22 protein-coding genes and 1 riboswitch are annotated in these 23,056 nt (G+C 71.9%); of the genes, 9 read left to right on the top strand and 13 right to left on the bottom strand.

The features are described from left to right. The first annotated feature begins 47 nt into the window (after positions 1-47). Genes L8M95_RS08745 through L8M95_RS08755 form a run of 3 tightly spaced genes read left to right on the top strand, consistent with a single transcriptional unit; the run spans position 48 to position 2,561 of the window. A complete protein-coding gene (locus tag L8M95_RS08745) occupies positions 48-482 on the top strand; it encodes an NfeD family protein (protein ID WP_260489085.1) in 435 nt (144 codons plus the stop codon). A 51-nt stretch (positions 483-533) separates the two neighbouring features. Further along, positions 534-1,859 (top strand): SPFH domain-containing protein, encoded by a 1,326-nt coding sequence (locus L8M95_RS08750; RefSeq protein ID WP_260489086.1) that lies wholly within the window; start codon positions 534-536, stop codon positions 1,857-1,859. Between the two features lie 57 nt (positions 1,860-1,916). Next, positions 1,917-2,561, top strand: a complete 645-nt coding sequence (locus L8M95_RS08755; RefSeq protein WP_260489087.1) for a TetR/AcrR family transcriptional regulator — start codon at positions 1,917-1,919, stop codon at positions 2,559-2,561. 27 nt (positions 2,562-2,588) lie between these two features. On the opposite strand, the gene L8M95_RS08760 is transcribed toward L8M95_RS08755, so the two are convergent. The 7 genes from L8M95_RS08760 to L8M95_RS08790 all read right to left on the bottom strand — a co-directional run bounded on the left by L8M95_RS08760 (position 2,589) and on the right by L8M95_RS08790 (position 11,330). Then, positions 2,589-3,962 (bottom strand): TIGR01777 family oxidoreductase, encoded by a 1,374-nt coding sequence (locus L8M95_RS08760; protein ID WP_260489088.1) that lies wholly within the window; start codon positions 3,960-3,962, stop codon positions 2,589-2,591. Positions 3,963-3,987: 25 nt separating this feature from the next. Then, the gene (locus L8M95_RS08765; protein ID WP_396119777.1) at positions 3,988-4,659 is read right to left on the bottom strand and encodes a lipocalin family protein; all 672 of its coding nucleotides are present in this window, start codon (positions 4,657-4,659) and stop codon (positions 3,988-3,990) included. A 41-nt stretch (positions 4,660-4,700) separates the two neighbouring features. Continuing rightward, positions 4,701-6,911, bottom strand: a complete 2,211-nt coding sequence (locus tag L8M95_RS08770) for an MMPL family transporter (RefSeq protein WP_260489207.1) — start codon at positions 6,909-6,911, stop codon at positions 4,701-4,703. A 119-nt stretch (positions 6,912-7,030) separates the two neighbouring features. Continuing rightward, a complete protein-coding gene (locus L8M95_RS08775) occupies positions 7,031-7,840 on the bottom strand; it encodes an alpha/beta fold hydrolase (RefSeq protein ID WP_260489090.1) in 810 nt (269 codons plus the stop codon). Positions 7,841-7,960: 120 nt separating this feature from the next. Next, positions 7,961-8,671 carry a histidine phosphatase family protein gene (locus L8M95_RS08780; RefSeq protein WP_260489091.1) on the bottom strand — a complete coding sequence of 237 codons (711 nt, stop codon included), beginning with the start codon at positions 8,669-8,671 and terminating at the stop codon, positions 7,961-7,963. Then, a complete protein-coding gene (locus tag L8M95_RS08785; RefSeq protein ID WP_260489092.1) occupies positions 8,671-10,044 on the bottom strand; it encodes a phosphotransferase family protein in 1,374 nt (457 codons plus the stop codon). The genes L8M95_RS08780 and L8M95_RS08785 overlap by 1 nt, the downstream gene beginning before the upstream one ends. Then, positions 10,041-11,330 (bottom strand): acyl-CoA dehydrogenase family protein, encoded by a 1,290-nt coding sequence (locus tag L8M95_RS08790; protein ID WP_260489093.1) that lies wholly within the window; start codon positions 11,328-11,330, stop codon positions 10,041-10,043. The genes L8M95_RS08785 and L8M95_RS08790 overlap by 4 nt, the downstream gene beginning before the upstream one ends. A gap of 102 nt (positions 11,331-11,432) precedes the next feature. Between L8M95_RS08790 and L8M95_RS08795 the strand changes: the two genes are divergently transcribed. Next, entirely contained in the window at positions 11,433-12,425 is a 993-nt protein-coding gene (locus L8M95_RS08795) for a glucosyl-3-phosphoglycerate synthase (RefSeq protein ID WP_260489094.1), read from the top strand. Positions 12,426-12,434: 9 nt separating this feature from the next. Here the strand turns inward: L8M95_RS08795 and L8M95_RS08800 are convergent, their stop codons facing one another. Then, entirely contained in the window at positions 12,435-13,067 is a 633-nt protein-coding gene (locus L8M95_RS08800) for a class I SAM-dependent methyltransferase (RefSeq protein ID WP_260489095.1), read from the bottom strand. A gap of 78 nt (positions 13,068-13,145) precedes the next feature. Here L8M95_RS08800 and L8M95_RS08805 point away from each other — a divergent pair, with 78 nt between their 5' ends. From L8M95_RS08805 to L8M95_RS08815, 3 genes are all read left to right on the top strand, one after another. Continuing rightward, complete coding sequence (locus L8M95_RS08805; protein WP_260489096.1) at positions 13,146-13,832, top strand: PIG-L family deacetylase; 687 nt, start codon at positions 13,146-13,148, stop codon at positions 13,830-13,832. A 72-nt stretch (positions 13,833-13,904) separates the two neighbouring features. Beyond that, positions 13,905-14,516: a bifunctional 2-polyprenyl-6-hydroxyphenol methylase/3-demethylubiquinol 3-O-methyltransferase UbiG gene (locus L8M95_RS08810; protein WP_260489097.1), complete on the top strand. Its 612-nt coding sequence runs from the start codon at positions 13,905-13,907 to the stop codon at positions 14,514-14,516. 17 nt (positions 14,517-14,533) lie between these two features. After that, positions 14,534-15,859 (top strand): MFS transporter, encoded by a 1,326-nt coding sequence (locus L8M95_RS08815; RefSeq protein ID WP_260489208.1) that lies wholly within the window; start codon positions 14,534-14,536, stop codon positions 15,857-15,859. Positions 15,860-15,944: 85 nt separating this feature from the next. On the opposite strand, the gene L8M95_RS08820 is transcribed toward L8M95_RS08815, so the two are convergent. Then, positions 15,945-16,676: a nicotinamide mononucleotide transporter family protein gene (locus L8M95_RS08820; RefSeq protein WP_260489098.1), complete on the bottom strand. Its 732-nt coding sequence runs from the start codon at positions 16,674-16,676 to the stop codon at positions 15,945-15,947. Between the two features lie 100 nt (positions 16,677-16,776). After that, a riboswitch (FMN riboswitch) is annotated at positions 16,777-16,971 on the bottom strand. A gap of 82 nt (positions 16,972-17,053) precedes the next feature. Then, on the bottom strand, positions 17,054-17,572 hold the full coding sequence (locus tag L8M95_RS08825; protein ID WP_260489099.1) for a Rieske 2Fe-2S domain-containing protein: 519 nt from the start codon (positions 17,570-17,572) through the stop codon (positions 17,054-17,056). Positions 17,573-17,617: 45 nt separating this feature from the next. Here L8M95_RS08825 and L8M95_RS08830 point away from each other — a divergent pair, with 45 nt between their 5' ends. Continuing rightward, positions 17,618-18,778, top strand: coding sequence for a pyridoxal phosphate-dependent aminotransferase (locus tag L8M95_RS08830; RefSeq protein WP_260489100.1), 1,161 nt, complete (start codon positions 17,618-17,620; stop codon positions 18,776-18,778). 148 nt (positions 18,779-18,926) lie between these two features. Further along, on the top strand, positions 18,927-20,756 hold the full coding sequence (locus L8M95_RS08835) for an acyl-CoA dehydrogenase (protein WP_260489101.1): 1,830 nt from the start codon (positions 18,927-18,929) through the stop codon (positions 20,754-20,756). A gap of 107 nt (positions 20,757-20,863) precedes the next feature. Here the strand turns inward: L8M95_RS08835 and L8M95_RS08840 are convergent, their stop codons facing one another. From L8M95_RS08840 to L8M95_RS08850, 3 genes are read right to left on the bottom strand one after another with little or no spacing between them, the layout of a single operon-like run. Beyond that, entirely contained in the window at positions 20,864-21,829 is a 966-nt protein-coding gene (locus L8M95_RS08840; protein ID WP_260489102.1) for an NADPH:quinone oxidoreductase family protein, read from the bottom strand. A gap of 21 nt (positions 21,830-21,850) precedes the next feature. Further along, positions 21,851-22,288 carry a hypothetical protein gene (locus L8M95_RS08845; RefSeq protein ID WP_260489103.1) on the bottom strand — a complete coding sequence of 146 codons (438 nt, stop codon included), beginning with the start codon at positions 22,286-22,288 and terminating at the stop codon, positions 21,851-21,853. Between the two features lie 22 nt (positions 22,289-22,310). Further along, a complete protein-coding gene (locus L8M95_RS08850; protein ID WP_260489104.1) occupies positions 22,311-22,973 on the bottom strand; it encodes an NAD(P)H-binding protein in 663 nt (220 codons plus the stop codon). Between the last annotated feature and the right edge of the window lie 83 nt (positions 22,974-23,056).

Below are 23,056 nucleotides of genomic sequence, written 5' to 3' on the forward strand. Positions count from 1 at the left end.
CCGGCTGGCCCCCCTGCCGTCGTCCCGAAGTCGGTAGTGTCGGTGACATGCATGTGGGACTGATCTGGCTCGGCGCAGCGGTGCTGCTCGCCGCCGGAGAAGCAGCAGGGGGCGAGCTGTTCATGCTCATGCTCGCCGCCGGCGCCCTCGGCGGTTCGGCCGCCGCGTTCCTGGGCGCACCGATCTGGGGTCAGGCCCTGGCGTTCGCTCTCGTGTCCGTGATCCTCGTCGTGGGGGTCCGCCCCATCGTCCGTCGGCGGCTGCTCGCAGCGTTGCCCGAGCACGACACCAACACCGCCGCGCTCACCGGGCGGGGCGGCACGGTGGTCGAGGCGATCGGCGCGAAGGGTGGCCTGGTCGAGATCGCGGGTGACACCTGGACCGCGCGGCCGCTCATCGAGGGCGAGACGTTCGAGGCGGGCGACAAGGTCCTCGTGCACCAGATAGAGGGCGCCACGGCCATCGTCATGCGTGGCATCTAGAACGCGCTGGTCGGTTCACAGCGGCCTCGCACGAGACAACCGGAGGAAACCATGGGCGGATTAGTCTTCCTTGCCGTCATCGTCATCCTGATCGCCTCGGTGGTGGCGAGCTCGGTGAAGCTCATCCCCCAGGCGGAGGCCGCGGTGATCGAGCGGCTCGGCCGCTACCAGCGCACGGTGAGCGGGCAGCTCGCCCTGATCATCCCCTTCATCGACCGCGTACGCGCGAAGGTCGACCTGCGTGAGCGCGTCGTCACCTTCCCGCCGCAGTCGATGATCACCGAGGACAACCTCACGCTGAGCATCGACACCGTCGTCTACTTCCAGGTCACCGATCCCAAGTCGGCCGTGTACGAGATCAACAACTACATCGTGGCCGTCGAGCAGCTGGCGACCACCACCCTGCGCAACGTGGTCGGCGGGCTCACCCTCGAGCAGACCCTCACCAGCCGCGACATGATCAACAAGCAACTGCGCGGGGTCCTCGACTCCGAGACCGGCCGCTGGGGCCTGCGCGTCGCCCGCGTCGAGCTGCGCTCGATCGATCCGCCGCCCTCCATCCAGGAGTCCATGGAGAAGCAGATGAAGGCGGACCGCGAGAAGCGCGCGATCATCCTCACCGCGGAGGGCCAGCGCGAAGCCGCCATCACCACCGCCCAGGGTGCCAAGCAGGCCGCCATCCTCGATGCCGAGGGCAACAAGCAGGCCTCGATCCTCAACGCCGAGGCCGAGCGTCAGTCCCGCATGCTCCGCGCCCAGGGTGAGCGGGCCGCGCGCTACCTCGTCGCAGAAGGCCAGGCGGCCGCGATCGCGCGCGTCAACGCGTCCATCAAGGCCTCCAGGCCGACGCCGGAGATGCTCGCCTACCAGTACGTCCAGAACCTGCCCGAGATGGCCAAGGGTGACGCCGCCACCATGTGGATGATCCCCTCACAGTTCGGGGATTCGCTCGAGAACTTCGCCAAGGCCGTCGCCAAGAAGGACGACGACGGGGTGTTCCGGTACGAGCCCGCCGAGAATGATTCCGACGCGGAACTTCCCTCCGCCCCCGATCACTGGTTCGACACCTCCACCGACCCGGAGATCGCCCGGTCCGTGGCCGCGGCCGAGGCGGCAGCGCAGGGCGCGTCCTCGATCTCGGATGAGGAACCCCGCAAGGCCAAGCCGAAGCCGGGGGTGTTCGACATGGTGCCGGAGTCGGAGGGCGGCGTGGCCCCCGACACCACCTCGACGGAGGCACCGGGTCCGGGTACCCCCGCGCTCGGTGGGCCCCAGGCCCCGGCACCCGGACAGCCGACAGGTTTCGACCGGCCCGCTGACCAGCGCGCGGGCCACGATGCCTACCCCCTCGAGGGCGACGATCAGCCCCTTCGGTAACCCCGAATCGGTGGCGTGCGGTGTCGTCACCTCCGCCGATCGCCGTAACATGTGGGCGTGACCCGTAACAGCGGCCGAGGTGACGACCGCACGCCCGACGCCGAGGACGTGCGGCTGATCGAGACGGCGTCCGCGGTCTTCGCCGAGCGCGGCATCAAGGGCACGAGCACCGACGACATCGCCCGTGCCGCCGGGGTCACCCGCGTGACCCTCTATCGCCGACTGGGGCCGCGCGACAGCATCCTGCGGGCGATCTACGCGCACGAGGCGCAGCGTCTGATGATGACCGTGAACTCGCGTTACACACCGTTCGAATCCCTGCAGTGGGACCCGGTGCGGCACATCGAGGACCTCCTCGTGGGCACCGTGTTCGACATCCGGCAGAACGAGTTGCTGCGTCGGCTCATCGAGGTCGACAAGGTCGAGGCGATGGCGCTGCTCGCGGGCCAGTCCGACACGGTCCTGGATCCGATCACCGAGATGGTCGCGCACTTCGTCCGCAACACGTGGAACGCGGACGTGCACACACGGCAGATGGACGACGAGGAGTGCGAGCAGCTGTCCCGTGAGGTCGCCGGCGTCGTGGGGCGATTCCTGCACTCACTGGTCGTGATGCCGGACGGCCCACCCGCGGTCGACACGGAGGAGCAGATCCGGGCGCTGGCACGCCGGGTGCTCGTCCCGATGATCCTGCAGCGCTGAGCCCCCGGCGCTGAGCGCGCGCCCGCCCTACAGCTCTGCCGGGAGTTCCTCTGCGCCCAGTTCGTGGGCCAGCGCGTCCGCGAGGACCGGATGTCGGAAGTGGTGGCCGACACCGGTGAGCGCCCGGGGCAGGATCCGCTGATCCGCCAGGGCGAGCTCATCTGAGCCCCTCCCGCCCAGTAGGAGCGCAGGGGCCCACCCGGGGACGGGCACGATGGTCGGACGATGTAGGACCGACCCGAGCACGCGGGTGAACTCCGAGTTGGACACCGGGCCCGGGGCGACGGCGTTGACCGGCCCCGACATCTCGGGGTCGACGATCGCGCGCAGGTAGATGTCGGTGAGGTCGTCGAGCGAGATCCAGGACATCCACTGCCGACCCGACCCGAGTCGACCGCCGAGACCCGACCGGGTGATCGCGGCCAGCGGCGGGAGCATCCCGCCCGCACCGGACAGCACGATGCCGGTGCGGACGTTCACCACCCTGGCACCGGCGAGCCGGGCGGGCTCACAGGCGCGTTCCCAGTCGATGACGATGTCGGCGACCGGCCCGGTGCCGGGATCGGAGTCCTCGACCAGCCGCTCACCGGCCCGGTCGGCGCCGTAGTAACCGATCGCGGAGGCGGACACGAGGGTGGTGGCCCCGCCACGGGCGGCGACCAGTTCGGCGAGGCGGCGGGTGGGGCCCACCCGACTGTCACGGACGAGCGCGAGGTGCCGGTCGGTGAAGCGACCCGCTATGGGAGCCCCGGCGAGGTGCACCAGGACGTCGACGTCGTCGAGGAGGTCAGCCGCCGGCTCCGAGGTGTCCCAGTGCCGCTCATCCGCTCCCCGGGGTTCGCCGCGGACGAGGGTGATGACCCGGTGTCCGGCGACCCCGAGCAGGGCGGCGAGTGCGGTGCCCACGAGTCCGGACGCGCCGCTGATGGCGACGGTCAGTGTCCGGCTGCCGTACCGGGTGAGACTGTCGAGGTCGGCGGCCATCTGCCGGTAGCGATAGGCGAACACCGGGGAGAGCATCCTGCCGGGCACCCGGGCGTCGACCCTGTCCCCGATTCGGGCGTCGCCGTCCGGTGTGGCCGTCACCGTGTGGGTGTGGACCCACCCGGTCGCCGCGGCGTACGGCTGCGAGACGCAGCGGTCGACGAACCGCTCCCCCTCGACGAAGCCCGCGGCGTCGTGCTGCGCGTGCCAGCGGGGACCGAACCGCACCCCGAGCGGGCCCGGCAGCGCGGTCCTCGGCTCGAGGACCGCCACGCCATCCCGCAGGGAGTCGGCCTGCTCGACCGGTCGCAGCGGCATGAACGGCGGCGAGAGCCGGAGGAACGCTCCCGGCGAGGAGAAGTACCGCCACGCCTCGCCGGGGCTGACGGGGATCGTGCAGGTGAGATCGATACTCATCGGGGATGCACCGGGCCGCAGCTCATCAGGGCAGCAGGCAGAGCGGCGTCACGTCGCCGCGCCCGCCCGCCATCGGAACGGTGAGGAAGGCGCACGACCACCAGCCGCGGTTCTCGATCACGCCGCGCACGGTGGACCACTGCTCCGCGCTGAGCGCGGGCTGCCGGCTGAGCACGAACCCGGATGACCGGGTGGGATCACCCACGATGGCGAGCGAGTAGTCGTCGGCGAGGTAGGTGATCCGGTAGTTGACGGGACCGTTCTCGTCCTGGAACGGCACCATCGGGAAGTTCACGCGCAGCGATGCGTTGGTGGCGGTGTCCCGCACCTTCGCCTCTCCCTCGATCACCGAGTCCGAGCTGATGGCGGAGCCGCAGGTGTTGCGCACCGAGACGGTACCGGGGGCGGTGACCGCGTACTCGGCCTTGGTGTCGTTGGTGCACTGCAGCGTGTAGGGCTGCGGGAGGGCGGCGACCTGGTACCACTCGCCCTTGTACCGCTCGAGGTCGACGGACTCGACCTGGGTGAGCTCGGGACCCCCGAGGGAGCCGATGGCGACGCCGTCCGGCAGGAGCTGCGAGGAGCCACCACCGAGGCGACCGCCATCGGTGACGTCCTGTGCGCCGGCCACCGGGGCGGCGCCCAGGCCTGCCGCGAGGAGCGGGGCGACGACCACGGCCGTCGCCAGTGCCCGCAGGCGGGAGCGGGAGCGGGCGGGTCGGAAGTTGACGGGTGTACTCATGAGCGGATCTCCTCGGTGGTGGTGTCGGGACCGTTCTGACCGGTCCCGGTGCGGCGGGCGGTGCCGTCGGATGCAGCGCGAGCGGATGCCGGGCCGTCGGATTCCGGGTCGACGGATGCCGGGTCGACGGACGCGGTGTCGGCGTCGCCGCCACGGCGGGCCTTGCCGCGCGGATCGCCCGGCCACCACACCTTGTCCCCCACGAGGGTGAACAGGGCGGGCACGACCAGGGTGCGCACGACGAAGGTGTCGAGCAACACGCCGAGGGCGACGATCACGCCGACCTGGGTGAGGACGATGAGCGGCAGGACGCCGAGCACCACGAACACCGAGGCGAGCACGATACCGGCGGAGGTGATGACGCCGCCCGTCAGAGCGACGGCGCGGACCATCGCCTCCCGTGTGGCGTGGGTGCCTGCCTCCTCCCGCGCCCGGATGGTGAGGAAGATCGAGTAGTCCACGCCCAGCGCGACCAGGAACAGGAAGCTGTAGAGCGGAACGGACACGTCCAGGCCCGGGAAGCCCAGGATCTGGGTGGTGACGAAGGTGCCGAGCCCCAGAGCGGCCAGCGACGACAGCACGGTGGCGGTCATCACCAGCAGCGGTGCGACGACCGCCCGCAGGACCAGCACCAGCACGACGAACACCACGAGCAGGATGAGCGGGGCGATCAGGGTGAGGTCGCGGAGATTGCCCTGGGAGGTGTCCACGGCCTCGGCCACCGACCCGCCGACGATCGCCTCGGAACCGGGGACCGTGTCGACGACCTCGCGCAGTGCGACGACGCTGTCCTCGGAACGATCGGTCGCGGGCGCGGCATCGAGGACCACGGTGACGCGGCTCCAGCCGGTGCCGGACTCGCCCGCCGGCTGGGCGGACACGACTCCCTCGACGTCCCGGACCGCCTCGACGACCTCACCCTCGGTGCCGGTACGGGTGAGGACCGTGACCGGATCGGTGACGCCGGCCGGGAAGTGCTGGGCGGCGGTCTCCAGTCCGGCGGCCGACTCGGACGCGGTGCGGAACTGCTCGGTCTGGCTCAGTCCGATGCGGGTTCCGATGAGTCCGAGGGACAGTACGGCCAGGAGGAGGACACAGGCGACCAGGAACGTCACGGGGCGCCTGACGACGCGCGCGGCGATGCGGCCCCACACGCCCGGCGGGATGTCCTCGTCGAAATTCTCCGGGGTCACGGGGGCGGACCCGCTCTCATGCTTGCCGGCCTTCTCGCCCGGGCGGGGGATGAACGGCCAGAACAGGCCGCGGCCACACACGGCCAGGGCCGCGGGGAGGGCCACGAGCGCGTAGACCAGTGCGACGAGCAGGCCCACGGCCGCGGAGGCACCGAGCGAGCGGTAGTTGGGCAGGGTCGCCAGCAGCAGGGTGAGCAGTGCGAGGACGACCGTGACGTTGCTGGCGATGATGGCGGGGACGGCGCCCCGGTACGCGTCGCGCAGAGCGGTCCGCCGGTCGCGAGTCTTGCGCAGTTCCTCCCGGTAGCGGGACACGAGGAGCAGGGCGTAGTTGGTGCCGGCGCCGAAGACGAGGACGGAGACGATGCCGGAGGTGGAGGCGTCGACGGTGATGTCGAGGGCCTCGCCGACCCGGGAGACCAGCAGGGCCGCGACGCGGTCCGCGACACCGATGATGATCAGCGGGACGAGCCACAGCACCGGCGAGCGGTAGGTGACGATGAGCAACACGGCGACGACCAGAGCGGTGGCCGCCAGGAGGCGGAAGTCGGCGCCCTCGAACGCGGCGGCGGTGTCGGCGGCGAACCCCGGCCCACCGGTGAGCTGGGCGTTCACACCCTCGTCGAGACCGCCCGCGACGGCGTCACGCATGTCGCCCACGAGTTCGCCGGCCTCGCCCCCCGAGAGGAGCTGGGCGTCGACGGGGACCAGCATGAGTGCGGCGGCGTCGTCCTCGGACGGGATCGGCCCCTGCGCGGGCGCGCCCACGACCTCGGACATCCGTTCGCCGGCGCCGACGGCCGCGGCGATGCCCTCGGGGCCCAGCTCACCGCCGTCCTCGCGCGTCACGACGAGGACGGCCGGGACGGACTCGGAGCCGGGGAACTCACGTTGGATCTGGGAGACGAGGGCGGCCTCGGAATCGTCCGGGAGTGTCTGCGGTCCCTCCGACGACCCCTCGGACGAGGCGAACGCGAAGACCGCGCCACTCACGAGGATGACGACCACGAGCATCAGCCACGCGGACAGCTTTCCCGTGACCAGACCCACCCAGCCGCTGGCCGACCCCGACTCGTCCGTCGACCCTGACTTCCCTACCGCCGAGCGCTCAGCCCTCATCGTTTCCCTTGTCTTCACACATCGTATTCGGAGAGGAACGCCTCGAGGATGGTGTTGACCTCATCCGGGCGTTCCATACTGGGCGAGTGTCCCGCACCGGGGATCTCGTGGTACCTCGAGCCCGCGATCAGCTCGGTGACCCGCCTGGCCTTGTCCGGAGGCGTGGCCGCGTCCTCGCTGCCCACCACGACCAGCGTCGGGGCGATGATGCGGATGGCCTCGTCCTCACACGGGTCACGGTCGGCGACCGACTCGATGGCCTTGACCAGCCCCGCACGGTCGGTGCGCTCGAGCTGGGCCATCCACTCCTGCACCCAGGGGGCGTCGAGATTGCGCTCGGCGAGCATGATGGGCGCCACCCGGGCGCGCAGGGGCTTCATCCCGGCCACGCGGTACACCTTGGACAGCGTCTTGTACTTGCTGCGGTTGGCCGGCTCCTCCGCGGTGGCCGCGGTGTCCATGAGGGTAAGGGTGTGCACGATCTCTGGGTTACGGGCCGCCAGCCGCATTCCGACGAACCCGCCCATCGACAGGCCCACGAAGTTCACCACCGGGATCTGCAGATGCCGGAGGAGTTCGGCCACGTCCACCGCGAGGGTGTCCATGTCGTAGCCGCCCATCGCCCGCGGGGAGTTGCCCTGACCGCGGAAATCGATCGTCACGCACCGGTACCTCCCCCGCAGGTGGGCGATCTGGTGCTGGAACATCCAGCCCGAGAACAGCAGCCCGTGGGCGAAGAACACCACCGGGGCGTCCTCGCGGCCCGCCGGGGCGCCGGTGTCCGTGTAGGCGATCGTCGTGTGGCCGCGCTGGAAGGTGGGCATCGTGGCGTGCTCCTGACGTGGTCCCGGCCGCCTGGAACGGCCTCTACGGTCGTACGATACGACGCCCGCCGTTCCACGAGGCGGCCTCGAGACGAACCGGCGTGCTCACTGGGGACATCCTCACCTGAGGGTGACCAGTCGGCGCGGGTGCCCGGGGCCGGCTGCACGCTCGAGGTGCTGGTGCTCGTTGACCGCGATGCACGTCATCCCGCCCCGGCCCACCACGACCCGGGCGGTCCCGGTGTTCACCGTGACGCGCTGCAGCCGGGTCCACAACCCGACGACCCCCTCCGGGTCGGCCAGCAGACCCGCGACCGCCAGGGAGATGGTGCCGGCGGAGGAGACCACGACGGTCGTCCGGCCGGTCCCGGACCTGGCGGCGGCGTCGGCCAGTGCGGAGTCGGCGTCGCGTCGGTACTCGGCGAACGCCTCGAGTCCCGCCCAGTGTCCGAGGGCGGCGTCGAGTTGCCGCTGGAACGCCTGCTTGGCCTCGTCGGAGGACCCGGCCGAGTCGAGGGTCCCGTGGTCGGCCGTCAGGCCGGCCACGCGCGCCGCCTCGAGCACCGCGTCGGCGTCATACTCGGCCCAGCGCTCGTCGACCTCCACGGCCACGTCCCGGTCGCTGTGGGCGCGCAGGCCGTCGAGCAGGCCCTCCGCGGTCTCGCGTTGCCGACGCAGGCCGCCGTGGATGATCACATCGGGGCGCAGGCCGCGGCAGGCCATGTCCTCGCCCGCCAGGCGCGCCTGCAGATGACCGGTCTCGGACAACCGGTCGTAGTCGCCGCTGCCGAACGAGGCCTGACCGTGGCGGACGAGGTGGATGGCACCCATCAGCGACCACCGCCCGACGTGCCGGTCGGTCGCCCACCGATCACGGGGAGATCGCCGATCACCGGCAGGCCTCCGAGCAGACCCGTCACCTTGCCCCGGACGTCGTGGACGCCCCCGGCGAGCAACGGGAGCACGACCCGGGGGACGCCGAGCAGTTCCGGGACCAGGTCACGCGGGGAGACCCGGGTCGGTGTGAGGCGGCCGTCGCCCGTGCGGATGATGCGCAGGCACCGTTGTTCGAGGAACGCCACTCCGGGTCGGAAGGCGCGGAACGCCGGGTTGGTGGTCTGCCCGTGGAAGTAGCGGTGGTTGATCTGCTGGGCGATCACCGCCAGACGGAACAGACCGAACACCTCGTAGAAGCGCCACTGCTCCTCGGTGATCTCCAGACCGGCCCGGCGGGCGTACCGCGCGACGACCTGCTGGCGGGTGAGCATCCCGGGCGCGTGGGTGGGCTGGCGGCGGAACGCCTTGAACAGCGGGCCGTCGTCGTCCTGCACCCAGTAGGCCAGCGCGCCGCCGAGGTCCATGAGCGGGTCGCCGACGCCTCCCATCTCCCAGTCCAGGACGCCGATGACGTGGGTGACGTCCTCGGGATCCAGCACGAGGTTGTCGAAGCGGAAGTCGTTGTGCACCAGACAGTGCCCCACGTCGTCGGGCTGATTGGCGCGGAGCCACTTCATCACCGGCGCGAAGTCGGGCACGTCCGGGGTGCGGGCGCGCCGGTAGCGAGCGGACCACCCCTCGACCTGGCGGCGCACGTACCCCTCACCGCGGTCGAGATCGCCCAGGCCCGCAGCCCCGACGTCCACCGAGTGGAGGTCGGCGAGCGCGTCGACGGCCGCCTCGGCGAGGTGCCGGGTGGTGACCCGGTCCATGAGCAGCTCGCGGGGCAGCTCCTTGCGCAGGATGGTGCCCTCCATCCGCTCCATCACGTAGAAGTCCGAGCCGATCACCGAGTGGTCGCCGCAGAACCCGACCATCCGCGGTACCAGCGGGTACACCGGCCGCAGTGCCGACTGGACGCGGTACTCGCGCTTCATGTCGTGGGCACCGCGGGCCTTGGTCCCGGCCGGCGGGCGGCGCAGGACGAGGTCCGCGCCCGGGTAGCGCAGCAGGTAGGTGAGGTTGGACGCGCCACCGGTGTACTGCCGCACCTCCGGGATGACCGGCTCGTCGTCGTCGCCGAGGTTCACGCCCGCCAGCACGGTGGGGTCGTCGGGCGCGATCGACCGCAACCACGCGGCCACCGCCTCGACGTCGAACGCGTCCTCGCTGCGCACCGCGTCTGTTCCGGGGACGCGGCGCCGCAGGGCGGCCTCGGTGTCGCGGGGGGCGTCGTCCCCGGCGGGCGCGCCGTCGCGGGCGCTCATCGGGTCGTCCCGGTCTTCTCGGTGCCACCGGTGGTGGCGGCGTCGCGGTAGGGCGCGAGCAGGGCGCGGGCGACGACGCCGAGGTGGACCTCGTCGGGACCGTCCGCCAGTCGCAGCGACCGCGCGGTGGCGTACGCCCCGGCCAGCGGGAAGTCGTCGCTCATGCCGCCGCCACCGTGGAGCTGCAGGGCCATGTCGATGACGTGCTGCGCCATCTTCGGGACGGCGGCCTTGATGGCGCTGACCTCGACGGCGGCCTGCCCCTCGGTGTCGAGTTTCCAGGCGGCGTGCTGGACCAGCAGTCGGGCCTGGTCGATCGCGATGCGCGCCTCGGCGAGACGCTCGCGGTTCCCGCCGAGGTTGACGATGGGTTTGCCGAAGGCCACGCGGCCGGAGGCGCGGCGGCAGGCCAGGTCCAGCGCCATCTCGGACAGGCCGATCAGTCGCATGCAGTGGTGGATGCGCCCGGGTCCGAGGCGTCCCTGGGCGATCTCGGCGGCCCTGCCCGGACCGGAGATGATGTTGGACACCGGCAGCCGCACGCCGTCGAGGGTCACCTCGCCGTGGCCGAGCGGTTCGTCGTAGACCCCCTGGGCGGTGAGCATGCGCTCGACGCGGACCCCGGGGGCGTCCATCGGCACCAGGACCATCGAGTGCCGCAGGTAGCGGTGGGCGTCCGGATCGGACACGCCCATGAAGATGCCCACCTCGCAGTCCGGGTGGCCGACGCCCGTGGACCACCATTTGCGGCCGTCGAGGACGACCTCGTCACCCTCGATACGGGCACTCGCGGCCATGTTCGAGGCGTCCGAGGAGGCCACATCCGGCTCGGTCATGAGGAAGGCGCTGCGGATCTTCCCGTCGAGCAGCGGGTCCAGCCACCGGTCCTTCTGCTCCTCGGAGCCGTACTTGAGCAGGACCTCCATGTTCCCGGTGTCCGGGGCGTTGCAGTTGAACACCAGCGGGGCGAGGAAGGAGCGGCCCATCTCCTCGGCGACCGGCGCGTAGTCGGTGTTGCTCAGGCCGGCGGCGCCGTGGGTGCCGTAGCGCTCTGCGTAGGGCCCCTCGTGTCCGGCCGGGAGGAAGAGGTTCCACAGTCCCTGCTCGCGGGCGCGGGCCTGGAGCTCCGGCACCCGCGGATCGACGGCCCACGGATCCTCCCCGGCCAGCCGACGACGGGCGATGTCGGCGTGGATCTCCGGCTCCACCGGGGCGATGTGGGTGTCGATGAACTCGCGGACGGCTGAGGTGAGCTCAGCGGCGCGGGGCGAGGAGGAGAAGTCCATGGGTTCATCGTGGCACAGCCGGGGGAACGGGTTCCCGTGTCGTGGCTCACGCGGTGACGGCGCCCCGGCCACCCGCCCGTCGGCTCTGGCAGGATCGCGGTCGTGACCGAGGACTCGCGTACGACTCTCGCGGACCGGCTCGACCCGGCCCGTGCCTGGTCGGCGCGTAGGACCTACCGCGCCGCCGACTTCCGCCCCGGCGACCTCGTCGCGGCCAAGGCGGGCCGCCGCATCTCGGTGGTACTGCCGGCCCGCAACGAGCAGTCGACGGTCGGGGCGATCGTCGCCGCCCTGCGTTCCGAGCTGGTGGACCGGGTCCCGCTGATCGACGAGCTCGTCGTCGTCGACTCCCACAGCACCGACGCCACCGCGCACGTGGCCCGTTCCGCCGGGGCCCGCGTCGTCGCGCAGGGCGACGTCCTGCCCGCGCTCGGCGACGTCCCCGGCAAGGGCGAAGCCCTGTGGAAGTCGTTGGCCGCCACGGACGGCGACATCGTCGCCTTCCTGGACTCCGACCTGCGGGACTTCGACCCCGCGTTCGTGACCGGTCTACTGGGGCCGCTGCTCACCGAGCCGGGAGTGGTGTTCAGCAAGGGCGCGTACGAGCGGCCCCTCGACGACGGCCGCACCGTCCTGCCTGCCGGTGGGGGCCGGGTGACCGAGCTCGTGGCGCGTCCCCTGCTGGCCGCGCACTGGCCCTCCCTCAGCGGGTTCGTGCAGCCGCTCGCCGGGGAGTACGCGGGGACGCGGGAGGCGCTCGAATCGATCCCCTTCGCGGGCGCGTACGGGGTGGACATCGGGATCCTCATCGACCTCGTGGAGTCCTACGGGCTCGACGCGCTCGCCCAGGTGGACCTCGGTCGACGGACCCACCGCCACTCCCCCGACTCCGCCCTGTCGGTGATGGCGATGCACCAGCAGCTGGCCGTGCTCAGTCGACTGCAACGGTACGGACGGGTCGTGGGCGCCGACGCCCCCGGCGACACACTGACCCTGCACCACCGGGACCCGATCAGCGGGGGATTCCGCTCCGAGACCGTCGAGGTGGCCCCGGGCGAGCGCCCGCCGATGCGCGAGGTGCGGGCGGGGCTGTAGCGCCGGGCGTCACATCGTTCGAGCGCGGCCGGTCAGCATCGGCGTCAGCGGTACCACCGGCGGGAACGGACGGGTCCGCAGGTCGGAGACGTCGAAACCCGCCTCCGCGACGTGGCGAGCGGTGTCGCGGTTCGGGTGACACCCGCCTCCGAGCCGGCTCCACACGGGTGCGATCCGGTCGGCGATGCGACCCAGCCGGCCGTCGGCCCGGACGTGCTCGAGCAGCCGCAGCTCACCGTGCGGGGCGAGCACCCGACGGGCCTCGGTCAGTGCGGCCGGGACGTCGGGGACGGTGCACAGGACGAGCCCGAACACCACGGCGTCGGCCTCACCGTCGGCGAGCGGGAGCGACTCCGCCACCGTGTCCACCACCTCGACCGGGACCGCGGCGCCCCGCGCGTGCCGACGGGCGTATGCGCGCAGGTGCGGGTCCGGCTCGACCGCAACCACCCGGGTGACCTCCGGCGGGTAGTGCTCGAAGGTCACCCCGCTGCCGGCGCCGACCTCCACCACCGTGCCGGACAGGCCCTCCACCAGCCGACGACGTGACCTGCCCAGGCCGACGCGTTCCAGCACCGGGCTGGCCACCACCCATCCGCGGGCGAAGAGGGAGACATCCGATCGTTCGCGAGACGTACCCATGAAACGATACGGTACCGGGTATCTGCTGGTCCCGGAACCGGGCCAGCCGTTCCCACCACTACAGGGAGGTCCGACGCGATGCGTACGACGACCGGGCTACCGGACTGGGACACGGTCCTGGCGGTGGTCGCCCATCCCGATGACGAGTCATTCGGCCTCGGCGCGATCCTGTCCACCTTCGCCGGCGCCGGTGCCGCCGTCCACGTCCTCTGCCTGACCCGGGGCGAGGCCTCGACCCTCCACGGCGCCCGTGGAGAGGAGATCGAGGGCGATCTCTCCCTCATCCGTGAGCACGAGTTGCGCGCGGCCGCCGACGCGCTCGGTGCCCGCGGGGTCACCCTCCGCGATCTCCCCGACGGCGGACTGACGGCGCTCGGTGCGGACGGGCTCGACGACGAGGTCGAGCGGGAGATCGAGGCGGTGAGGCCGGACGGGCTGGTCGCCTTCGACTCCACCGGCATCAGCGGTCACCCCGACCACGTGGCCGCCACTGCGGCGGCCGTCAGAGCAGGCGAGCGCCACGCCCTGGGGGTCCTGGCGTGGGTCCTGCCCGACGACATCTGCGCCACACTCGCGGGCGAGGGATACGCCGGGTTCCTCGGACGCCCGGCCGCCGAGATCGACCTGGCCCTGACCGTCCACCGTGCCGCCCAGCAGGCCGCCGTGGAATGCCACCCCAGCCAGGCCGTCCCGGGCAGCGTGCTGTGGAGGAGACTGGAACTGCAGGGGGACACCGAACACCTCCGATGGCTCCGCCGCCCCTGACCGCCCTGCCCGACCGAACCACCGAACCAGCCGCCGGCGAACCGGCCCTCCGAACCGAAAGGACCACCGCCCGTGGACGCCTCCGCATGGAACGCCCGCTACCTCGCGCAGCCCGATGCGTGGGGCACGACCCCCGCCGCCAGGATCGTCGCCGAGGTGACGGCCGCCGAGGACGCGGGGCTGACCGTGGGCACCGCCGTCGACCTCGCGTGCGGCGACGGCCGGCACGCGCGGTGGCTCGCCGCACACGGATGGCGCGTCCGGGCGGTCGACTTCTCCGAGGTCGCCATCGAACAGGCCCGATCCAAGGACTCCGACGACGGACGCAGCGGCAGCGTCGACTGGGTGGTCGGCGACGCCACCGCCTGGACACCGCCCGAGGCCGTCGACCTCGTCGTCGTCGGATTCCTCCACCTGGACCTCCCCGAACTGACCGGCGTCCTGCGCAACGCCGGTTCGTGGCTCCGCCCCGGCGGCCACCTGGTCTACCTCGGTCACGCCGCGGAGAACCTCCGCCGCGGCGTCGGCGGCCCGCAGGACCCCACCGTGCTGCCCGGCATCACCGACCTCGCGCGCGGCGCCGAGGGGCTCGAGGTGGTCTCGCTCCGGCATGACCTGCGGCCCGCGGGCAAGGCCACCGCCGTCGACGTACTCCTGCACGCCCGGACCTGGGGCGGGGCGTGACCCGCGCCGGCGACGCCATGCACACCGCGCGGGAGGCGGGCCGGGCGACGGCGCAGCGGCGGATCCTCACCGTCCTCGTCCTGGCGCAGCTGCTCGCCGGGGCCGGACTCGCTGCGGGCATCACCGTGGGCGCACTGCTCGCCGAGGACCTGCTCGGTGGCCCCGGCCTGTCCGGGCTGCCGTCGGCACTGTTCACCGGTGGCTCCGCCCTCGCCGCGATCGCCGTGGGCAGACTCTCGCAGGCCCGCGGCCGCCGCCCGGGCCTGGCCGCCGGATTCGCGGTCGGCGCACTCGGCGCACTCGGCATCGTCGCGGCCACCGCCCTCGAGTCGCTGCCGCTGCTGTTCCTGTCGTTCGTCATCTACGGATCCGGCACGGCCACCAACCTGCAGGCCCGCTACGCCGGTGCCGACCTCGCCACCGACGCCACCCGCGCCCGGTCCCTGTCCTACGTCCTGCTCGGCACCACCGCCGGTGCCGTCGCCGGGCCCAACCTCGTGGGGCCCACCGGCGGCGTCGCCGAGGCGCTGGGCCTGGCCCCGCTCGCGGGACCGTTCCTGCTCGCCGCCGCGGCGTACGGTGGCGCGGCACTTGTCATCTCCCTGCTGCTGCGGCCCGATCCCCTGCTCGAGGCGCGCAGGATGGAGATCGAGACGGCGGAGGCGGCGCTCACCTCGTCGTCGTCGTCGTCCCCCGCCGCGGACGCCGCCGCAGCAGCCGACGGCGCGGACCGGGCGACCGTGGCGCCCGTACCGACCCGCATCTGGACGGCCGACGTCATCACCGGTGTCGTGGTGATGGCGCTGACCCAGTTCGTCATGGTCGGGCTCATGACCATGACCCCCGTGCACATGCGCGCCCACGACCACACCGTGACCGTGGTGGGCGTCGTGATCTCGCTGCACGTGGCGGCGATGTTCCTGCCCGCACCCCTGTCCGGACTGCTCGTGGACAAGTTCGGCACCCGCGCCGTAGCGGTGTCCGCGGGCCTCGTGCTGTTGGGCTCCGGCGTCCTCGCCGCCGTGGCCCCTCCCGCGTCAACGCTGCTGGTCACCGTCGCGCTGATCCTGCTGGGACTGGGGTGGAGCCTGGGGCTGGTGGCCGGCACGACCGTGCTCACGACGTCCGTGCCGACCGCCGTGCGCGCCGGCGTCCAGGGGCAGGCCGACGTGGCCGTGGCCCTGTCCGGCGCGGCCGGCGGTCTGCTGTCGGGCCTGGTGTTCGCGTGGATCGACTTCCGCGGGCTGGGCTTCACGCTCGCCGCCCTGTCGCTCGTCGTGGTGGCGGCCGTGCGCCCGCGGCGCGTGTCCGGTCCCGCCCGGGACGCCGCCCGGGCGAGCTGACGGTCCGCAGCCTCCGCCGGCGCCGCCGGGTCCGCGCGAACGGCATCGCCCACGCACTGGCGGGCCCCGGGCCCCGGGCCCCGGATCAGCCGACCGGCAGGTGCTCCCGCCGCCGCCCGACGGGACCGTCGGAACCGGCGGCGTCCGCGCGCTCGGACAGATCCACGCGCCACCACACCACGAAGCCCCAGATGACGAACGCCCCGTACACGAGGTACAACGCCGCCGACGGGTAGTACCCCGCCTTGAGCAGCAGTGGCACGCCCACGATGTCGACGCCGATCCACAGCAGCCAGAACTCGGTCCAGCCGCGGGCCATGCCGTAGGTGGCGAGGATCGACCCGGTGAAGATCCACGCGTCGGCCCACGGCCCCCACGATCCGAGCTGGGCGAAGATCCAACCGAAGACCAGAGTGCCGGTCACCATGCCGATGACGAGTCCGGCCCGCTGACGACCGGTCGCCCAGTGGGGATGGACGGCCACCGCGTCAGCGGCCGAGCCTCCGGGCAGGGAAGCGCTCGCCCGCCTGGACTGCGACCACCGCCACCAGCCGTAGACGCCCACCGCCAGGAACATGACCTGACGGCCGGCCTGACCGTAGAGGTCCACGTCCTGCGGGGTGTGGAAGACGCCGCCGAGGAAGACGGTCAGAAGGGTGAGGTTGCCGACGATTCCCACCGGCCACGCCCACACCACCCGGCGCATGCCACCGATGGCGGCGGCCAGGCCGAAGACGTTGCCGACGATCTCGCGCCACAGGATCGGCACGCCGCCGATCATCAACTGGGCGTCGAGGAATTCCACGAGAAGGCTCATCGTGTGCCCCTTTCACGGGCTCTACACAGACGGCCCAGGGCTTGTGACGCGACGCCCGCCCGGCCACGGTCGTCGTCGACCGGGACCGCGTCGGGTGACGCGGGGTTCTCTTCCATCCGGACTATGACCGTCGGCCCCGGGATCACACCGGGTCTGCTGACCCCCGCGTGCGTGGAGTGGCCGGACCGGGAGTCCAGCCGCACCGCGCATGCGGGGCGCTCGCGGGCTCGCCGCCGACCATGGGGCCGGTGACATCACCGCCGGTGGGGAGTTTCACCCCGCCCTGAGAACGTGTTCCCGTTGTACCCCTGAACGTGGCCGCGCCGCAAGCCGAGGTCTCGCCGGCGGGGCTGGCGGGTGCGGCCGGCCGGGCGGCGTCAGCCGAGGGTGAGCTGCCCCCCGGACTCGGTCACCGCGATGGCGTCGAGCGGGCGCGGGGCCGGGGCGAGGGTGTTGCGGCCGTCGGTGGCGTCGTACTCGGCGCCGTGGAGCGGGCAGCGCAGGGACATGCCCTCGATCACCTGGACCACCCCGCCCTGGTGGGTGCAGCGGGCGGAGTAGGCGACGAACTCGCCCGCGACGGGCTGCGCGACGATCACGGTCGAGTCGCCCGCCTTGAACTGCTTGGCCGTGCCCGGCGGGATCTCGGCGGCCGGGATCGTGGTCGCCGGCACCGTGGTGGTCTGCTGCACGGTCGACGGGGGCTGCGCCGGCTCGGTCATTCCGCAGGCCGAGGCGATTCCCGGCAGCAGGATGATCCCGGGCAGGGCGGCCAACACCGCGCGGCGTTGGGTGCACGGCCCCACTGTGCCGGCCCGGCCCGAGGTGGTGGCCGGACGGCCGGTGGCGGCTCTGCCCATCGAGGCGGACGTGGCGGCGGCGAGGGGCTCGGTCATGACGTCCATCGTATCGCCCATCCCGGCCCGCCCTAGGCTGCCCGCATGACGGTCCGCAGACTCCGACCCCACGCCACGACGATCTTCTCCGAGGTCTCGCAGCTGGCCACCCGCTTCGACGCCATCAACCTGGGCCAGGGTTTCCCCGATACCGACGGGCCGGAGTCCATGATCGAGGCGGCCGCGCGCGCCATGCGCGAGGGCCACAACCAGTACCCGCCGGGCATCGGCACCCCGGAGATGCGCCGCGCGGCCGCCGACCACGAGACCGCCCACACCGGTCTGGTGCACGACCCGGACACCGAGGTGTTGGTGACGGTCGGCGCGACCGAGGCGATCGCCGCCGCGGTGGTGGGCCTGGTGGAGCACGACGACGAGGTGGTCGTGATCGAACCGTATTACGACTCCTACGCCGCCACGGTGGCGATGGCCGGCGCCACCCGTCGCGCCGCCAGGATGATCCGCTCAGGCGGCGAATTCCGACTCGACGTGGACTCGTTGCGGGACGCGTTCTCCCCGCGGACGCGGGCCGTGCTGGTGAACACGCCCCACAATCCCACCGGGGCCGTCCTGCCGCGGGAGGACCTCGAGCAGATCGCCGCACTGTGCCACGAGTTCGACGCGATCGCCATCTCCGACGAGGTGTACTCCCACCTCACCTACGACGGGGTGGAGCACGTGTCGATCGCGACCCTGCCGGGGATGGCCGAGCGGACCCTGCGCATCTCCAGCGCGGGCAAACTGCTCAACTGCACCGGGTGGAAGATCGGGTGGCTCACCGGGCCCCCGGACCTCGTGGCGGGAGCGCGTACCGCGCGGCAGTACATGAGCTTCACCGTCGCCTCGCCGCTGCAACTGGGCGTCGCGCACGCCCTGCGCCACGAGCAGGAGTGGATCGCCTCGCTGCGGCAGGACATGCAGGCTCGGCGGGACCAGCTGGCGGACACCCTCACGAGCGTCGGGTTCGACCTCGTCGTCGCACAGGGCACGTACTTCCTCACCGCCGACCCGCGCCCCCTCGGGGTGACCGACGCGGCGGCCTGGTGCCTCGAACTGCCGGAACGGATCGGCGTGGCGGCGGTCCCGTTCGCCCCGTTCACCGACGCGTTCTCGGACGACTGGTCCCACCTCGTGCGGTTCGCGTTCTGCAAACGTCCCGAGGTGCTCGACGAGGCGGGTCGGCGGTTACGAGCACTGCACGGGTAATCGGACCGGTAACCGGCACCGATACCGACACCGGCAGCCAGCTTTCGGAGTGCGGTCCGGAAAATTCGCCTACCCCCGCGGGTCGTGCTCTACCGTGGGCACCTGGTGCGCCGTCCGGCGCGGACCACCGTCGTCGGAAAGGCCCCGCGTGTCCCACTACCGCAGCAACCCACGTGACCTGGAGTTCGTCCTGTTCGACGTGTTCGGACTCGACGAGATCCTCGAGCGCGACGAGTCCACCGAACTCGACGGTGAGACCGTCCGGACGATGCTGCGCGAGGCCGCAGCCCTGGCCGAGGGGCCGGTCGCCGCGTCGTTCACCACCGCCGACCGCAACCCGCCCACCTTCGACCCCGAGACCCACGAGGTCACCCTCCACCCCGACTACGTGGCCTCCGTCCGCGCCTGGCAGGACGGCGGCTGGGGTCTCGTCGGCGTGGACCCGGCCGTCGGCGGCGTGGCCGCCCCCCGCCTGGTCACCTGGGCGATCAGCGAGTTCCTCGTGGGTGCCAACCCCTCCATCTTCATGTACCTGTCCGGGCCGCTGTTCGCCGGGATCATGCACTCGATCGGCAACGAGCAGCAGAAGAAGTGGGCCACCAAGATCATCGAGCGCAACCACGGCTCGTCCATGATGCTCACCGAGGCCGAGGTCGGCTCCGACGTGGGCGCCGTGCGCGCCAAGGCGATCCAGCAGCCCGACGGCACCTGGCACATCGAGGGCACCAAGCGGTTCATCACCGGCGCCGACACCGGTGACCTCTTCGAGAACATCTGGCACCAGGTTCTCGCCCGGCCCGAGGGCGCGGGCCCCGGCACCAAGGGCCTGAGCTACTTCCTCGTGCCCAAGTACATGCCGGACCCGGAGACCGCCGCGCCGGGTAAGCGCAACGGCGTCTACGTCACCGGCATCGAGAAGAAGATGGGCCTGGCCGCCTCCGCGACCTGCGAGGTGGCGTTCGGCGCGCACGGCCGCCCCGCGGTGGGGTTCCTGGCCGGCGACGTCCACCTGGGCATCAAGCAGATGTTCAAGACCATCGAGGCCGCCCGGATGATGGTCGGCACCAAGGCCATCTCCACCCTGTCGACCGGCTACCTGGGCGCGCTCGAGTTCGCGCGCGAGCGGGTCCAGGGCAACGACATGGCCGATGCCGGGAATCCCGACGCCAAGAAGGTCACGGTCATCCACCACCCGGACGTGCGCCGGTCGCTCCTCACGCAGAAGGCATACGCGGAGGGACTGCGCGCGGTGTACCTCTACGCCGCCGCCCACCAGGACATCGTGTCCGCCGAGGTCGTCTCCGGCGCCGGACCCGAGCTCGCGCACACGGTCAACGACCTGCTCCTGCCGATCGTCAAGGGCGTGGGCTCCGAGCGGTCCTACCAGTGCCTCGCCGAGTCGCTGCAGTGCTTCGGCGGCTCCGGGTACCTCAAGGATTACCCCATCGAGCAGTACATCCGCGACGCCAAGATCGACTCCCTCTACGAGGGCACCACCGCGATCCAGGCGCAGGACTTCTTCTTCCGCAAGATCATCCGCGACGGCGGCACCGCGCTCGGGCACGTCGCCGCGCAGATCCACCGCACCGTGGACGAGGCCGGTCCCGCCGAGCTCGAGACCGCGCGCACCGGGGTGGCCGGCGCGCTGGCCGATGTCGAGTCGATGGTCGGCACCCTCACCGAGCACCTCATGGGCGCCCAGGAGGACCCCGAGAAGCTGTACCTGATCGGACTCGGGGCGGTCCCGCTGCTCATGGCCGTGGGCGACCTCATGGTGGGCTGGATGCTCCTGCGCGAGGCCGGCGTGGCGCTGGACCGGCTGCCCGAGGCGACCGGCGACGACCACGACTTCTACACCGGCAAGGTGACGGTGGCGAACTTCTTCGCCCGCGCCCACCTGCCGCAGGTCGGCGCCGCGCGGGCCACGATCGAGGCGCTCGACGTGGACGTCATGCACATGCCCGAGGGCGCGTTCTAGGCCGGCCCGCCCCGCCAGCTCGTCGAGAAGAGCGTTCCGCACACATCCGCCGAGAGCGGGGTGCGCGGAACGCTCTTCTCGTTGGTGGGTTACGCGGACGGGACGGCTCAGCGGCCGGTGGTGAGGACGATCTTGCCCACGGCCCCGCGGCCGTCCATGAGCTCGAGCGCCTCCGAGGCCCGGTCGAGGGGGAACTCGGCGCCGACTAGGGGATCGAGCTTGCCCGCGGCCAGCAGCGGCCCGACCTCGGCCCACTGCTTCTGCAGGTAGCCGGGGTTGGACATCCAGTACTCGCCCCACCCCACGCCCACCGCGCTCTTGTTTCCCAGCAACAGCCGGTTGACCTTGACCGTGGGGATCTCGCCGCCGGTGAACCCGATGACGAGGATCCGTCCCTCCTGACCGAGGGCGCGGATGGAGTCGGTGAACCGGTCACCGCCCACGGGGTCGACGACGATGTCGACCCCCTTGCCGCCGGTGAGCTCCTTCACGGCGTCCTTGAAACCCTCGGGCGCGATCGCGTCGGCCGCCCCGGCCTTCAGTGCCAGGTCCCGCTTCTCCTGCGTCGAGGCCACCGCGATGACACGGGCACCCATCGCGGTCGCGAACTGGGTGGCCGCGATGCCGATACCACCGCCCGCCCCGTGGACCAGCACCGTCTCCCCCGCCTGCAACCGGCCGCGGTGGGCCAGGGCGAAGTGGACGGTGAGCACGTTCATCGGGATCGAGGCGCCCTGGGTGAAGGACAGGCTGTCGGGAAGGTGGAACACCTGGCCGGGATCGGCGGAGACCACCTCGGCGAACCCGCCCAGACCGGGGAACGCGCACACGCGGTCGCCGGCGGCGAACCCCGACCCCTCGGGCGCCGACCGCACCACGCCCGCGACCTCCGAACCCGGCACGAACGGCAGCGGCGGGGAGATCTGGTACTTGCCGCGGGTCTGCAGGACCTCGGGGAAGGTCACCCCCGCGGCGTGGACGTCGATCAGTACTGCGCCCGGCTCGGGCTCGGGGACGTCGACCACCTCGAGGGCGGCGGGTCCGTCATGGCTGGAGATGTGGATGGCACGCATGCCGTCCATAGTGTCAGCCCGTCACCGCGTACGCGCGCCCTCCGCCTCGCGCTGGTGTCGCCGACGCCGGAGCAGGTGCAGGGTCAGTCCCAGGGCCACGACCACCTGGCCGATCTGGAAGGCCAGCGCCATGACGATGAATTCCCGACCGAACGTCGTGGGCGAGATGAGGAGGGCGGCGCAGATCCCCAGCAGGACGACCGTGATCAGTTGCCCGCCCGCCAGGAACCGCCGCGGGTTGGTGGTGAGCTGCCGGCGGAATGCCATCAACAGAGAACTGAGGGCCACCAGCAGGCACACCGGCACGCCGATCTGGGACGGGAAGAGGAACAACACCACGAACATCGGGTGCGAACTGAGAGTGACCGTCCCGTCGAGCAGATACTGCGGAACGCTCCACAGGGCCGTGAGCAGTGCACAGAGCACCGTGATCCACGAGCCGCCCACGAGGATCCTCACGCGGAGAGGATAACCCTGCTGATCACTCCCTCGTCAGCGCCTCACCGACGGGGATCTCACCGTCCGAGAACTCGATGGTGCGTCGGGCGGTGTCCGGGCGGCGCAGGACCGCCGCGATGACAGCGGCCACCGAGTCCCTGCTGGTCGCGCGGTCATCGCGCTTGTCCTCGCCCACCCCGATGCTCTCGCCACCGGGCTCGTCGGTCAGTGCGCCCGGCCCGAGGATGGTCCACCCCAGGTCGGCGTCGCGCAGGTGGGCGTCCGCGGCGGCCTTGGCCTCGGCGTACGGGAAGAAGGCGTTGTCCTCCGGGACGCCGTGCTCGGGACCGGCGCCGTCGTAGGAGACCATCACGTACCGCTCGACGCCCTCGGCGACGCTCGCGTCCACCGAGCGGATCGCGGCGTCGCGGTCCACCGCGTAGGTACGGTCGGGGTTCCCGCCGCCGGCCCCGGCGGACCAGACCACGGCGCCGCTGCCCCGCACGACCTCGCGGAGACCGTCGACGTCGAGCGACTCCACGTCCGCGACGACCGGGGTCGCGCCCGCAGCGCGGATCTCGTCGGCGTGGTCGGGGTTCCGGATCACCGAGAACACCTCGGCCCCCGCCTCGGAGAGGATCTTGGCGGCACGGAGGCCGACCTTGCCGTGGCCGCCGATGATGGTCACAGGTTTGTCGATACTCATGTGTCCGTTGTACGCGTCCGGCACCGGTGGCGCCTCCGCTCACGCAGGACGACGCCAGCGAGACGGAGGTCACACCGAGTGTC

This window comes from Dietzia sp. B32 (assembly GCF_024732245.1).
Classification (GTDB): domain Bacteria; phylum Actinomycetota; class Actinomycetes; order Mycobacteriales; family Mycobacteriaceae; genus Dietzia.